Raw genomic sequence first — 13,966 nt, forward strand, 5'->3', positions numbered from 1 at the left:
AAGGTCGCTAAAGCGGCCTCGCGCAGACGTGCAACGATCAGGCTGGTTTTGTTGCAGGTTGCCGCGACATTTGGACGGCCAGAATTCCAAGAGTAGTGATCAGCACACCAATGGCATCCAGCGGACCGAGTTTCTCGCCGAGCAGTATGGCTGCGATCGCCACGCCGAAAACCGGGTTGAGAAAGTGGAACGTGGCCGCGCGAATGGGTCCGATCCGGTCCAGCAAATGAAACCAGATGAGCGTCGCCAGCAAACCCGGAAACAGCGTTGTATAGGTGAAGGCGAGCGCCAGAGGTACCGTCAGGTGAATATGAATTGTCTCAAACACGGGCGCCGCGATGAACAGGACGGCGGACCCGATCAGCATCTGCAAACCAACCACCATCATGAAGTTGCCGCCCGATGTCGCACCACGCACGGCGAGCGTGGCAAAGGTCAGCGCCAGCGCGCCGACCCCGCAGAGGATGACGCCGAACAGGTCCACGCCGGCGCTGATCCGGCTGCTCATGATCAATGCGACCCCGACAAAACCTGCCAGCAACCCGATTATCCCAAAAAATCGTAGCCGCTCGCCCAGCAATACCCAGCCTGCCAGCGCGACCAGCAGCGGCATGGTCGAGGCGATGATGGCCGCGACCGAAGCCTCGACCGTCTGCATCGCGTAGAAATTAAGACCCAAATACAGGGCATTCTGGCAGACGCCGAACAGAATGGTCGCGTACCACTGGCCTTGTGTCAGCCGCCAACTTTGCCCCATTGCGCGAGCAATCGCGACCCCCAGCAGACCCGAGATGAGAAAGCGCAGCGCCAACGAAAACAGTGGCGATGCATCCGCGACAATGATCCGTGCCGAGGTAAAGGCCGATGACCAGATCAGGGCGAAGATCAGCCCCATGCCAATGGCGCGCAGGTCCATATCCAATCCCCTCGTGAAATCGAGGCGACTGTTTCCGAAATTTCTTGCCTTCGCAAGTAATCAATCTGTGTGGGAAACAGAAAAGGGCCGCCCGAGGCGACCCCTGATGTCGTTTGGCCGTGGCCGGAAAGATCAGCCGTTGACGCTGTCTTTCAGCGCTTTGGCGATGGTCATCTTGACCACCTTGTCAGCTTCTTTCTTGAACTGTTCGCCGGTGGCAGGGTTGCGCACCATACGCTCGGGGCGTTCACGGCAGTAGATTTTGCCGACGCCCGGCAGGGTCACCGCGCCGCCAGCGGATACTTCGCGGGTGATCAGGCCGGTTACGGCCTCAAGCGCCGCGTTGGCGGCTTTTTTGTCAGTTCCCATTTCCTCAGCGAGAGCAGCCACCAGCTGAGTCTTTGTCATAGGCTTTGCCATTTCTTGGTCTCCTTAACGTGCCCGATACATAGGGCCTCACCGCGTAACTGTAACGGGATATTGTGATCGAACACAACGAATAGTAGCGCCAAAAACCCCAAAAATAGGGGGAATTCGTTGCTTTTTTGCTTCAGAGAAAGGCCGTTTCGTCGAAAGAACGCAATTTCCGGCTGTGCAGACGCTCTAACGGCATGCCGCGCAGGTGCTCCATTGCCCGAATTCCGATGGCCAGATGGCGGCTGACCTGCGTTGTATAGAACTCGGATGCCATTCCTGGCAACTTCAATTCCCCATGCAGCGGCTTGTCGGATACGCAGAGCAAAGTGCCATATGGAACCCGGAACCGATAGCCATTGGCCGCAATCGTCGCGCTTTCCATGTCCAGCGCGATGGCGCGGGATTGGCTGAGCCGTTGAACCGGGCCGGACTGGTCGCGCAATTCCCAGTTGCGGTTGTCGACCGAGGCGACGGTGCCGGTGCGCATGATCCGCTTCAACTCATAGCCTTCAAGCTTGGTGACCTCTTCCACCGCCAGTTCCAGCGCCACCTGCACCTCGGCCAGCGGCGGGATCGGCACCCAGACGGGCAGGTCGTCATCCAGCACCTTGTCCTCGCGCAGATAGGCATGGGCCAGCACGAAATCGCCCAGAGCCTGCGTGTTCCGCAGCCCTGCGCAGTGACCAACCATCAGCCAGGCATGCGGGCGCAGCACGGCGATGTGGTCAGTGGCGGTTTTGGCATTCGACGGGCCGACGCCGATATTGACCAGCGTGATCCCCGAGCCATCTTCGCGCTTCAGGTGATACGTTGGCATCTGAGGCAATTTTAGCGGCTGCTCCAACGCGCCGTCCGCAGTGGTGATCTCGGCATTTCCGGTCGAGACGAAACTGGTATATCCACTGTCCGGATCGGCCAGTTGCTCGCGGGCATAGTTTTCAAATTCCGAGACGTAGAACTGGTAGTTGGTGAACAGAACATGGTTCTGGAAATGGCTGGGATCGGTCGCCGTGTAATGCGCCAGCCGAGCCAGCGAATAATCCACGCGCTGGGCCGTGAACAGCGACAGCGGGCCGTCTCCGTCCTCGTGATCATGCACGCCATTGACGATGTCGTCATTGGTGGTGGTCAAATCGGGGACATCGAAGACATCGCGCAGCGTGAACCCCGCCGCGCCCTGATGCGGAACCACCAGGTCTGGGTTATTGGCTACGGCGAAATGGACCGGGATCGGCGTGTCCGAGGCCCCGATCGTTACCGGTTGGTCGTGATTTCTGATCAGAAGAGCAATCTGTTGCGTCAGATACGACCGGAACAAATCGGGTCGCGTCACGGTGGTCGCGTGCGTGCCGGGTTCCGAGACATGCCCAAAGCTCAGGCGACTGTCCACCTGCGCGTAGGAGGAGGTTTTGATCCGAATCTCCGGGTAATAGGCCCTGAATCGTTCGGTTGGTGTACCTTGCTCCATCGCTTTGCCAAAGCTGTCGCACAGAAAGCGGGTCGCCACTTCGTAAAGCTCTTCCAACCGGGTGACGGCCGCGGCCGGGTCGGTGAATTTCTCGGGGTTCGGGACGTCGGGTGTTCTTATTATTGTCATGCAAGCGGTTCCAGAAGGTCGATCTTTTCAAATGTGCGCACGTCCACCAGCCCAAGGTCGGAAATCCGCAGTTCCGGGATCACGACCAAAGCCAGTAATGAGTGCTGCATGTACGCGTTGTTCAGTTGACAGCCGCAGGCCTGCATCGCCTCAACCATCTGTTCGGCTTTGGCGGCCACGTCAGCGGCCGGGCTGTCGGACATCAGGCCTGCAATGGGCAGTTCCACCAGCGCCAGTTCCTGACCGTCGCGGAAGATGGTGATGCCGCCGCCCACCTCGGCCAACCGGTTCGCGGCCAGGGCCATCTGATCGCGGTCGGTTCCGACGACGATCATGTGATGGCTGTCATGGGCCACGGTCGAGGCCATCGCCATCCGCCCCTCATAGCCAAAGCCCGAGACAAAGGCGTTCGTCACACCGCCCGTCGCGCGGTGGCGTTCGACCAGGGCGATCTGGCAGACATCTCCTTCACCTTCGACCAACCCGCCGATAATGGGCAACTCGGACTTCAAAGCCTTTGTTGGAGCCTGATTTTCCACCACACCAATCACATTGGCCTGTACGCGGTTCGCACCGGGCGGCGCTTTGATCTCAAAGTCCGTATCGGTCAGAGCGTGGCCCAGATGCACCGTGTTTCGCGCCGTCGCGGGCCAGTTCAGGTGCGGGCACTCCACTTTGATCTCGCCATTCTCGGCCACGACCTGACCGCGTGCGATGACCATTTCGATGGGCAACTCAGTCAGGTTCGAACTGAGAATGATGTCCGCACGCCGTCCTGGAGTGATCGAGCCAATCTCACGTTCCAGCCCGAAATGTGTCGCCGTATTGATCGTCGCCATTTGCAACGCGACCAGCGGTTCACAGCCGCAGGCAATCGCGTGACGCACCACGCGGTTCATATGCCCGTCCTTGACCAGCGTGCCCGAATGGCAATCATCGGTGCACAGGATGAAGTTGCGCGGGTCCAGACCCTTTTCCGTCACGGCGGTGATCTGGCTTTCAATGTCGTACCACGCCGAGCCCAACCGCATCATCGATCGCATGCCCTGCCGAACACGCGCGATGGCGTCGGCTTCGCAGGTGCCTTCATGGTCATCCGCCGGGCCGCCGGCTACATAAGCCGCAAAATCAGGCCCTAAATTGGGTGAAGCGTAGTGTCCGCCTACAGTTTTTCCTGCGCGCTGGGTAGCGGCCATTTCGGCCAGCATCTTGGGGTCGCCGTGAATCACGCCGGGGAAATTCATCATCTCACCTAGTCCGATGATGCCGGGCCATGACATCGCCTCAGCCACATCCTCGGGTGTGATTTCATAGCCGGTGGTTTCCAGCCCCGGTGCCGAGGGCGCACAGGATGGCATCTGGGTGAAGATATTCACCGGCTGCATCAGAGCCTCGTCATGCATCATCCGCACGCCCTCCAGCCCCAGCACGTTGGCAATTTCGTGCGGGTCGGTGAACATGCTGGTGGTGCCATGAGGGATCACGGCGCGCGCGAATTCTGCCGGGGTCAGCATGCCGGATTCGATATGCATATGCCCGTCGCAAAGCCCGGGCAACATGTAGCGCCCCTGCGCTTCGATGATCTGCGTCTCGGGGCCAATGCAATGGGACGCATCCGGCCCGACATAGGCAACGCGCCCTTCTGCAATGGCAATGTCATGATCCGGCAAAGCCTCGCGGCTGTGCACATTCACCCAGATACCGCCCCGAACCACCAGATCAGCGGCCTCGCGGCCAGCAGCGACTGAGATCAAACGGGGGGCAACATCGGGCCAACTTGGGAAAGGAGTGTATTCCATGGCTCAACTTTCATGAATGGCGAGAAAGGTGCAACCCCTGCCGAACAGCTATCATCAAACCGTCACGCAGCGCGTCAGCGCTGCCAGGCCCAACCAGAGGAGATGCCCCGCAGGGGGCATTGACGATGGGCGGGAGCACCCCTGCTTATTCCGACACATCCGCCGCAATCTCGCGCCGCACCCAATCCGCGAAGGCCACAGCGCCCGGCGTTTCCTCGGCCTGCGGTGACAGCAGCAGATAATAGGCTTCGGGCATCGCTGCGCGATGTTCGAACGGAGCGACCAACCGACCCTGTCTGATCAGATCGCGTGCGATTGTATCATGGGTCAGGCACAGCCCACCTCCGGCCATCGCGACCGAAAGGCTGACAAGATAGGTCGTAGCATACGTGATCGGCGGGTTTTCCCATATTAGACCCTGATCTTCGATCCAGCTCTGCCAATTCGACAGAAGATTCGAGCAGTCAAACAAGGGGCACCGCTGCAGACCATCCAAAGTGACGCCGTAGTCCGGTGCGCAGACGGGATAATAGTGATCGGTCCGCAGCAACTCGGTCCGGACCGTATCCGATGGCCGCAGGGAATAGCGGATTTCGACCGCGGCCCCTTCGGCCATTTCGCGCGGTTCCCAAAGTTCGGTGAAGATATTTAGATGCACATCAGGATGTTCCGCTCGGAATTGCGGCAGGCGCGGCGCAAGCCAGTTGACTGCAAAGGTGATGTTGCTTTGCACGTGAACCGCATTCTGCTGCGCACCTGTCACCGCCTGCGTGCCGCGTACCAGCGTTCGAAACGCCTCGCGCACGACTGGAAGATAGGTGATTCCGGCCTCGGTCAGTTCCAAGGCACGCGGGCGGCGCAAAAAAAGCGGTTGGCCGAGATATCCTTCCAGCGACTTGATTTGCTGGCTGACCGCGCTTTGCGTCATATTTAGGTCGCGGGCCGCTCCGGTGAAGGACAGATGCCGGGCGGCGGCTTCGAATGTGCGCAACCAACCCAGCGGAGGCAGTTGTTTCTGCATGAGCATAACCTTCCCATAAGTTTCACTAATGAGATAGTTGCGTTTTTTTCGTTGGTCAAACCCGTGTGCTGCGGGCACGCTTTTGCCAAGCCGAAACAGGAGCTACCCATGAGCGTCGCCAATCTGCGTCCTAATATCGATCACTGGCCCCAGCGTGTTGATCTTGCCGCGACCTTCCGCTGGACCGAGCGCCTGAATATGCACGAAGCGGTGGCGAACCACTTCAGTCTTGCTGTGAACGAAGACGGCACGCAGTTCCTGATGAACGCCAACCAGATGCATTTTGCACGGATCACGGCGTCGAACCTGCTGCTGCTGGATGCCAATGACCCCGACGTTATGGAACAGCCCGGTGCGCCGGACCCGACGGCTTGGGGTTTGCACGGTTCGATCCACCGCCGCTGCCCGCATGCGCGCTGTGTCATGCACGTCCATTCGATCTTTGCGACGGTTTTGGCTTCACTGGCCGACAGCTCTTTGCTGCCGATCGACCAGAATACAGCGACGTTCTACAACCGCTATGTGGTCGATCAGGAGTTCGGCGGACTGGCCTTTGAAAGCGAAGGTGAGCGCTGCGCGTCGATGCTGTCGGACCCGCAAAAAAAGGTCATGATCATGGGCAACCACGGCGTTCTGGTGATCGGCAGCGACCCTGCGGATACCTTTAACAGGCTCTATTATTTTGAACGCGCGGCCGAGACCTATATCCGCGCATTGCAGACGGGTCAGCCGCTGCGTGTTCTCTCGGATGAGATCGCTGAGAAGACCGCGCAAGAGCTGGACGACTACCCCGATCAGGCACAGGCACATCTGCGTGAGATCAAAGCCGTCCTGGATGCCGAAGACCCTGATTACGCGACATAGAAGGTTACCGCCATGACCGACGCCACGCAGGATCCCGAAGCCGCCCGCTGGAACTACCATCCCGAAGGACCGGTGAGTCTGAACCCTTTGTTCGCATGGCCCCCGCGCCCTACAGCCGTCTTCGACTGGTATCGGGGCGCATGGTTGCCGATCACCTCGCTGACGCTTTGTCTAGCTCTGGCGATCGCCGCGTATGCGCTGTTTTTCCCTGCATTAGAGTCGATGCAAAGCTTCGCGCCGGGTTGGATGTTCCGCATCTGGCTATTGAATATGGTGCCTCAGATCATGGTTGCGGGCATCCTGCACTGGTGGCTGTACATGCGCAAAGGGCAGGGCATGTATAAAAAGTTCGACCGCCGTGACCTGACGCGCGACAACGGTACCTTCACTTTCCGCAATCAGGTCTGGGACAATATCTGGTGGACTCTGGGCAGCGCGATGACCGTCGCAACCATCTATCAATGGGGAATCTATTGGGCGATGGCCAATGGCTATGTCCAGACGATCACCTGGGCCAGCGCGCCGGTCTGGTTTGTGATCTGGATGCTGTTCATCCCCATGTGGTCGGGTCTGCATTTCTATTGGGTGCACCGGTTAGAGCATCATCCCAAGCTCTATAAACACGTCCACGCCGTGCATCACCGCAATGTCAATATCGGGCCGTGGTCGGGGATTTCGAACCATTGGTATGAAAACCTGTTGTATTTCACGACCTATTTCATCCACCTGATTGTGCCTTCCCACCCGTTGCACCTGCTGTTTCACAGCTATTTCCAGCAGGTCAGCCCAATTCTGTCGCATTCGGGTTTTGAAACACTGAAGGCCAATGAGACAGATGCCGCCCGCGCCGGTGACTTCTTCCACCAGCTGCATCACCGGTATTTCGAGTGCAACTATGGCACCTCTGAAATCCCGTTCGACAAGTGGTTCGGCACTTATCATGACGGCTCTGCCGAGGCGACCACGCGGACGCGGGCATTCAAGAAGCAGATGTATACGAAGTAGCCTGATCTGCGGGTAAGTTCGCGGTCAGGTCTTCTCAAAAATCGCGATCAGGGCAAGATCATCCTTGTTAGGGCCTACCGCCAGGTCGCCGTAGATCCGGACCTCGGGCAGAGACAGGTTGTCGATCTGATCACCGGCCAATTTGTGCAGCGCATCCGCAAACCCAAGCGCCTGATAATGTTTGGCGTTGATCGACAAAGCGAATTGCGCACCGGGCCGGGACACGCGTAGCAGGGCGGGCAAAACTTCTGGTCCAAGATGCCCGTGCGTGAATGTGCCCGAGGACACAATTCCCGCATAGCTGTCGCGCGGTATCGGCAGGCCATCGTTCAGATCCGCTTCAACCGCATCGCGGTAGACATCCTTGCGCATGGCCTGTTGCAGCATTTCGGCGCTGATATCGGTTGCATCAATCGGTCCGACGCCCAACCCGGCGAGCACCGCGCCACAAAGCCCCGTGCCCGCGCCCACATCCAGAACCGGTCCCTGACCGCCTGCGCCGACAAAAGCGCGAGCGGTCTGGATGTGCAACTGGTAATCCTCGCGCGATGCAAAACCGTCATCGTAATCGCCGGCCCATTCCGCATAGAGACGCCGGTTATCCTCGGGCGTTTTCAGGGCGTAGGCTGCCTTCAGGTCAGGTGTTTTGTCGCTCATCCTTCATTGAACGCCCAAGGGGGGATTCGAATCAAGTGCGGCGATCCGGCGCTTGCATCCCAAGTTGGGGCGGCACATCAAAGGGGTATGACACAAACTCTGTTCTCCTTCGGCCATGGTTATTCCGCCCGCGCATTATCACGCACTCTGGTGCCTGAGGGTTGGCGCGTCATCGGAACAACCCGCGACGCAGCGCAGCTTGACGCGATCCGCGCATCCGGGGCCGAGGCAATGGTCTGGCCCGGTCATGCCCCCAAGTTGGACGGGGTGACGCATCTGTTGATCTCGACCGCGCCTACTGCGGATGGCGATCCGGTGCTGGCGCAATTGCGGGAGGAGATCGCCGCGCGTGCCGCGCAGTTTGCTTGGGTTGGATATTTGTCGACAACGGCGGTGTACGGTGATCACGGAGGGGACTGGGTTGATGAGGCAACCCCCGCAACCCCGACCGCCGAGCGCGGCCGCTGGCGGGTGAGGGCCGAGGCCCAATGGGCTGATATTCCGAACCTGCCCTTGCATGTCTTCCGGTTGGCAGGAATTTACGGCCCTGGGCGCGGCCCGTTCTCAAAGCTCAAGCGCGGCGGGTTGCGGCGGATCATCAAGCCGGGGCAGGTTTTCTCGCGCATTCATGTGGATGACATCGCGCAGGTTCTGGCGGCTTCGATGAAGCACCCCAATCCGGGCGCGATATACAATGTTTGCGATGACGAACCGGTTCCGCCTCAGGACGTGATCGGCTATGCGGCTGAGTTGCAGGGATTGCCTTTGCCGCCTTCTGTGCCGTTTGATGAAGCGGACCTGACCCCGATGGCGCGCAGTTTCTACAACGAGAACAAGCGGGTTCGAAATAACCGCATTAAGGATGAGTTGGGAGTCACTCTGCTTTACCCAAACTATCGGGTCGGGCTGGAAGCACTGCACAACCATCAGGAGGATCGGGCCTGATTGCAGCGTGCTTTCAGGCTTGTCACCAACTTGGCGCAAATAGTATTGGGGTCCGATGGACAAGCGATCCGCGCCTTTGAAAATCACTGTATCCACGCTGACCCGGCAGCGCCCCGAAATGCTGGAGGCGTTGATTCAAAGCTGGGGCGCGCTGACGATTCCATCTGACTGCACAATCCGCTTTTTGGTGGTGGAGAATGATACGTCCGAGGTCAGCCGGGCTACCGTTGAAGGGTTTGGAGAAGTCCTGCCCAACGGTGGCAACCTTCATTACGTGTTGGAAGCGGAACTTGGTATCCCATTTGGGCGTAACCGCGCTGCGCGTGAAGCTTTGGCCGCTGGCTCTGACCTGTTGTGTTTTGTGGATGACGATGAGGTCGTCGCGCTGGATTGGCTGGATAAGCTGGTCGCCGGGTATCGCGCCAGCTCGGCTGTTCTGCTGGGCGCACCGTTGCGCGCGGCTGAGCCTTCCGGGCAGGAAACCCCGATGCAGCGGCTGATGCTGCGCAACATCAGCAATCGGTATCTGGATAAGGAACAGGCCGCGGCGCGCAAATCCAGCCTCAACGATACCGGCGGAGTCACCATCGTCACCAATAACTGGCTGGGGGAAACGCGGCTGTTCAGCGAAACGGGCCTCTGGTTTGATGAAACCATGCGCATGACCGGCGGGACAGATGCGAAGTTCTACGCCGAGGCCGTGGCCGCCGGTAAAACGGTCGGTTGGGTGCCGGATGCCTTCGTCTATGAAACGATCCCGCCCGAGCGGCTGTCCTTCTGGTATCAGGCCGCGCGCGGCCGCGATCAGGCGAACACCCATATGCGCCGCAAGTTGGACAAACGCCCGGCCAGCGCAGTGGTGGGTATTCTGACCGCACCTTTCAGAGTGGTGGCCTTGCTGGGCGCGGTCTTGTTGTTTCCCTTCCAGCCCGACAAACGCCTGATCCAGATCGCCCGCACGAGTGGATGGTTGGTCGGCGTCTTGGGTATCCCTTTTGGTTACAAATCAGCGCTTTATAAAAAAGTCAGCGGCCATTGACCGGGCCTTTGGCTGTCAACGGCGCAGTATTTTCATACCGTCTTTCGCCGCCTGACGAACCGACTTGGCAAACAGGCTGACATCGATATTGGTCGCAAGAAAGGTCACACCCAGATCAGCGCATTTCTGCTGCATCACCGGATCAAGCGTCAGGATACCTGCGGCCTTGCCTGCGGCGACGATTCGGGTCAGAGCGTCGTAGATCGCATCCAGAACCTCGGGGTGACCGGCATTGCCCGGATACCCTAGATCTGCGGCCAGATCTGCGGGGCCGATAAAGACACCGTCAACGCCGTCAACCGTGAGAATTTCATCCAGCGCAGCCAGACCCGCCCGGTTCTCGACCTGCACCAGCAAGCATATTTCCGCGTCGGCGGTCTGGGTGTAATCCGATACCTCTCCGAACTTCGAGGCTCGGGCTAGGGACGCGCCGACGCCACGGATGCCGTTGGGTGGGTACGTCACCGCGCGCACAAGTTCGCGCGCCTGATCGGCGCTTTCGACGATTGGGATAAGGACTGACTGCACGCCCGCGTCCAGAACCTGTTTGATCATCCATGTCTCGCCCACAGGCAGACGCACCACGGCGTGAGACGGTGACGCCTGAACGACCTGGAGCTGCGCGAGAATTGAGCGCAAATCGTTGGGCGCATGTTCTCCGTCGATCAGCAACCAGTCGAACCCGGCTGTTGAGGTGATCTCGGCGGCGTAAGGATCGGCCATTCCGACCCAGCACCCAAGCTGTGGGCGCTTTTCCTTGAGGGCCTGTTTGAACGTGTTTTTTGGTGCTGGCATCGTGTCCTCCCTGTACAGCACAGGGTTTAGACGTTCATCCGCCGCATCTCAACGCGTGTTTGACTGGAAATAGCAGTGCGACTGGTATGATCGCGCTTCAGTATATCGATAATAATAAGCTATGATTACCATCAAAAAAGAAAACTTTTTTGCATGGCTTTCATTTGTTAGAACCCGCATCAGACAGCAAGATTGAGTCGTCGATGCTTTTTTCAAAAGGATGCACCATGCCGCCTTGCGCAATCGCGCGCAGACCACAGGTATGGGATCAGAGAAATGGCCATCCTTGGTCATCCTCACCGCATCGCGCTTAACAAGACTTCGCTTAGCCTCAGCCAGGATTGGAGATCGAAATGGACGGAAGTGACAACCCTAACACAGGTGGATGCCCGGTAATGCATGGCGCAGGGACCCGGTCGAACCGCGACTGGTGGCCCAACCAGCTGAACATTTCGGTGCTGCATCAGAATGCACCGGCCTCGAATCCTCTGGGCGCTGATTTCAACTATGCTGAAGAGTTCAAAAAGCTGGACATGAAAGCGCTGAAGGAAGACCTGTATGCGCTGATGACGGATTCGCAGGACTGGTGGCCTGCAGATTACGGACATTACGGCGGTCTGTTCATCCGAATGGCTTGGCATAGCGCTGGCACCTACCGTACGGCGGACGGTCGTGGCGGGGCGTCGACCGGAAACCAGCGTTTTGCACCGCTGAACAGCTGGCCGGACAATGGCAACCTGGACAAGGCGCGTCGTCTTCTGTGGCCGATCAAGCAGAAATACGGCAACCAGATTTCGTGGGCTGACCTCTATATTCTCGCCGGGAACTGTGCGATCGAATCCATGGGCGGCACGACCTTTGGTTTTGCCGGTGGCCGCGAAGACATCTGGGCGCCCGAGGAAGACATCTATTGGGGTGCTGAGACCGAGTGGTTGGCCACTTCCGACCAACCGCACAGCCGTTATTCGGGCGAGCGTGATCTGGAAAACCCGCTGGCCGCCGTGCAGATGGGCCTGATCTATGTGAACCCCGAAGGTCCGGATGGGGAACCGAACGTTCTGGCCTCGGGTCGCGATATTCGCGAGACTTTCGCGCGCATGGCGATGAATGACGAAGAGACTGTGGCACTCGTCGCGGGTGGCCACACTTTTGGTAAAGCGCACGGCGCAGGCGATCCGGCGCTGGTCGGCCCCGAACCCGAAGCTGCACCGATCGAAGAAATGGGCTTTGGCTGGATCAACAAGTTCGGGTCCGGCAAAGGTGACGATACCACAACCTCGGGTATCGAGGGTGCGTGGACCGCGAACCCAACCAAATGGGACAACGGGTACTTTGACCTCCTGTTCGGCTATGACTGGAACCTGACCAAAAGCCCCTCGGGCGCGTGGATCTGGGAGCCGGCGAATGTCAAAGAAGAAGACATGGCTCCGGCGGCGCATGATCCGTCCAAAAAGGTCAAAACCATGATGACCACCGCCGACATGGCGATGCGCATGGACCCGATCTATGGTCCGATCTCGAAGCGCTTCCATGAGAACCCGGACGAGTTCGCCGATGCCTTCGCGCGCGCCTGGTTCAAACTGACCCACCGCGACATGGGTCCACGCTCGAACTATATCGGTGAAGAAGCCCCCACTGAGGAGCTGATCTGGCAGGACAACGTTCCCGCCGTGGATCACGATCTGGTCGACGACGCGGATGTGGCTGATCTGAAGGCCAAGATATCGGCCACCGGACTTTCGGTTGGTGAGCTGGTCTCGACCGCCTGGGCGTCGGCTTCGACATTCCGTGGTTCGGACAAACGCGGTGGCGCCAATGGCGCGCGTATCCGTCTTGCGCCCCAGAAAGACTGGGATGTGAATGAGCCGATGAAACTGTCCAAGACGCTGGCCGCTCTGGAAAGCGTTCAAAAGGCGTTCAACGATGCGCAGTCGGGCGGCAAAAAGGTCTCGCTGGCGGATGTGATCGTTCTGGCCGGTGCCGTAGGCATCGAGCAGGCGGCCAAGGCTGGTGGTCAGGATGTCGAGGTTCCGTTTGCTCCGGGCCGTACCGATGCGTCGCAGGACCAGACGGATGTGGACAGCTTTGCCGTTATGGAGCCCATAGCCGATGGTTTCCGCAACTACCAAAAGACCGACTACACCGTTTCCCCCGAGGAACTGCTGGTTGACCGCGCACAACTGCTGACCCTGTCCGCGCCCGAGATGACGGCGCTTGTCGGTGGCCTGCGTGTGATGGGTGCCAATTTCGGTGACAGCAAGCACGGTGTTCTGACGGATCGGGTCGGGACGCTCAGCACAGACTTTTTTACCAACCTGTTGGACATGAGCACCGAATGGAAACCCGCAGGCAAGGGGGTCTATGAAGGCCGCGACCGCGTCAGCGGAGAGGTCAAGTGGACCGGTACCCGAGTCGATCTGGTTTTTGGCTCAAATTCGCAACTGCGCGCTCTGGCCGAAGTCTATGGTCAGTCGGACGCGGGTGACAAATTTGTCTGCGACTTTGTCTCGGCCTGGAACAAGGTCATGAACGCAGACCGGTTCGACCTCAAGTAAACACTCGGCCACTCACAAAACCACGCCGCCCAGGGAAACCCGGGCGGCGTTTTCTTTTGCCGAGTCTAGGTGCCCGAAGCTGAGGACCGTGGCGATTCCTGGATTTCACCTGGTTTGAGGCGCTTGAAAGGGATGATTGGGATGCTAGGATGGCGGAAATTTAAAGGTAACTTATTGTTTTTATTAATTTCATGCGAAATGTGGCGGAAAATGTGAAGTTTTTTCAAAATGGGGGTTGCAGGTCCCGGACCCAAACCGTAAATACCCCTTCACCGGCGCAGCTGAGGTTGTTGTTGGGGCGCTGGGAACGGCGCGGACGCATCGGAGAGACGGTGGGACGCTCGGGAGAGACTGGG

General features: G+C 58.9%; 12 protein-coding genes. 5 read left to right on the forward strand and 7 right to left on the reverse strand.

The genetic code is table 11. The features are described 5' to 3' along the window. Positions 1–37: 37 nt before the first annotated feature. The 5 genes from ACR0CR_RS12555 to ACR0CR_RS12575 form a co-directional block, all read right to left on the reverse strand. A complete protein-coding gene (locus tag ACR0CR_RS12555; RefSeq protein WP_480599551.1) occupies positions 38–916 on the reverse strand; it encodes a DMT family transporter in 879 nt (292 codons plus the stop codon). Positions 917–1,048: 132 nt separating this feature from the next. After that, a complete protein-coding gene (locus ACR0CR_RS12560; protein WP_170349467.1) occupies positions 1,049–1,336 on the reverse strand; it encodes an HU family DNA-binding protein in 288 nt (95 codons plus the stop codon). A gap of 130 nt (positions 1,337–1,466) precedes the next feature. Next, a complete protein-coding gene (locus ACR0CR_RS12565) occupies positions 1,467–2,930 on the reverse strand; it encodes an AMP nucleosidase (protein WP_480599553.1) in 1,464 nt (487 codons plus the stop codon). Further along, positions 2,927–4,729 carry an adenine deaminase gene (gene ade, locus ACR0CR_RS12570; RefSeq protein ID WP_480599555.1) on the reverse strand — a complete coding sequence of 601 codons (1,803 nt, stop codon included), beginning with the start codon at positions 4,727–4,729 and terminating at the stop codon, positions 2,927–2,929. Before ade ends, ACR0CR_RS12565 begins: the two co-directional genes overlap by 4 nt. Before the next feature lie 145 nt (positions 4,730–4,874). Further along, on the reverse strand, positions 4,875–5,750 hold the full coding sequence (locus ACR0CR_RS12575; protein ID WP_480599557.1) for a LysR family transcriptional regulator: 876 nt from the start codon (positions 5,748–5,750) through the stop codon (positions 4,875–4,877). A gap of 108 nt (positions 5,751–5,858) precedes the next feature. Here ACR0CR_RS12575 and ACR0CR_RS12580 point away from each other — a divergent pair, with 108 nt between their 5' ends. Together ACR0CR_RS12580 and ACR0CR_RS12585 are read left to right on the forward strand one after the other, a co-directional pair. After that, on the forward strand, positions 5,859–6,614 hold the full coding sequence (locus tag ACR0CR_RS12580) for a class II aldolase and adducin N-terminal domain-containing protein (protein WP_480599559.1): 756 nt from the start codon (positions 5,859–5,861) through the stop codon (positions 6,612–6,614). A 12-nt stretch (positions 6,615–6,626) separates the two neighbouring features. Then, positions 6,627–7,619, forward strand: a complete 993-nt coding sequence (locus ACR0CR_RS12585) for a sterol desaturase family protein (RefSeq protein WP_480599561.1) — start codon at positions 6,627–6,629, stop codon at positions 7,617–7,619. Between the two features lie 24 nt (positions 7,620–7,643). Here the strand turns inward: ACR0CR_RS12585 and ACR0CR_RS12590 are convergent, their stop codons facing one another. Then, complete coding sequence (locus ACR0CR_RS12590; RefSeq protein ID WP_480599563.1) at positions 7,644–8,276, reverse strand: class I SAM-dependent DNA methyltransferase; 633 nt, start codon at positions 8,274–8,276, stop codon at positions 7,644–7,646. Positions 8,277–8,363: 87 nt separating this feature from the next. On the opposite strand from ACR0CR_RS12590, the gene ACR0CR_RS12595 reads away from it, so the two are divergent. Together ACR0CR_RS12595 and ACR0CR_RS12600 are read left to right on the forward strand one after the other, a co-directional pair. Beyond that, positions 8,364–9,221, forward strand: coding sequence for an SDR family oxidoreductase (locus tag ACR0CR_RS12595; RefSeq protein WP_480599565.1), 858 nt, complete (start codon positions 8,364–8,366; stop codon positions 9,219–9,221). Between the two features lie 55 nt (positions 9,222–9,276). Further along, positions 9,277–10,260, forward strand: a complete 984-nt coding sequence (locus tag ACR0CR_RS12600) for a glycosyltransferase (RefSeq protein WP_480599567.1) — start codon at positions 9,277–9,279, stop codon at positions 10,258–10,260. Positions 10,261–10,275: 15 nt separating this feature from the next. Here ACR0CR_RS12600 and ACR0CR_RS12605 read toward each other — a convergent pair whose 3' ends face one another. Next, on the reverse strand, positions 10,276–11,055 hold the full coding sequence (locus tag ACR0CR_RS12605) for an aldolase/citrate lyase family protein (RefSeq protein ID WP_480599569.1): 780 nt from the start codon (positions 11,053–11,055) through the stop codon (positions 10,276–10,278). Positions 11,056–11,408: 353 nt separating this feature from the next. Between ACR0CR_RS12605 and katG the strand changes: the two genes are divergently transcribed. Further along, a complete protein-coding gene (katG, locus tag ACR0CR_RS12610; protein ID WP_480599571.1) occupies positions 11,409–13,610 on the forward strand; it encodes a catalase/peroxidase HPI in 2,202 nt (733 codons plus the stop codon). Positions 13,611–13,966 lie beyond the last annotated feature (356 nt).

This window comes from Ruegeria sp. AM2 (assembly GCF_056540685.1).

Coding starts and splice junctions, on each gene's coding strand:
- ACR0CR_RS12555 (WP_480599551.1), bottom strand. CDS start 916: ATGGACCTGCGCGCCATTGGCATGGGGCTGATCTTCGCCCTGATCTGG.
- ACR0CR_RS12560 (WP_170349467.1), bottom strand. CDS start 1,336: ATGGCAAAGCCTATGACAAAGACTCAGCTGGTGGCTGCTCTCGCTGAG.
- ACR0CR_RS12565 (WP_480599553.1), bottom strand. CDS start 2,930: ATGACAATAATAAGAACACCCGACGTCCCGAACCCCGAGAAATTCACC.
- ade (WP_480599555.1), bottom strand. CDS start 4,729: ATGGAATACACTCCTTTCCCAAGTTGGCCCGATGTTGCCCCCCGTTTG.
- ACR0CR_RS12575 (WP_480599557.1), bottom strand. CDS start 5,750: ATGCAGAAACAACTGCCTCCGCTGGGTTGGTTGCGCACATTCGAAGCC.
- ACR0CR_RS12580 (WP_480599559.1), top strand. CDS start 5,859: ATGAGCGTCGCCAATCTGCGTCCTAATATCGATCACTGGCCCCAGCGT.
- ACR0CR_RS12585 (WP_480599561.1), top strand. CDS start 6,627: ATGACCGACGCCACGCAGGATCCCGAAGCCGCCCGCTGGAACTACCAT.
- ACR0CR_RS12590 (WP_480599563.1), bottom strand. CDS start 8,276: ATGAGCGACAAAACACCTGACCTGAAGGCAGCCTACGCCCTGAAAACG.
- ACR0CR_RS12595 (WP_480599565.1), top strand. CDS start 8,364: ATGACACAAACTCTGTTCTCCTTCGGCCATGGTTATTCCGCCCGCGCA.
- ACR0CR_RS12600 (WP_480599567.1), top strand. CDS start 9,277: ATGGACAAGCGATCCGCGCCTTTGAAAATCACTGTATCCACGCTGACC.
- ACR0CR_RS12605 (WP_480599569.1), bottom strand. CDS start 11,055: ATGCCAGCACCAAAAAACACGTTCAAACAGGCCCTCAAGGAAAAGCGC.
- katG (WP_480599571.1), top strand. CDS start 11,409: ATGGACGGAAGTGACAACCCTAACACAGGTGGATGCCCGGTAATGCAT.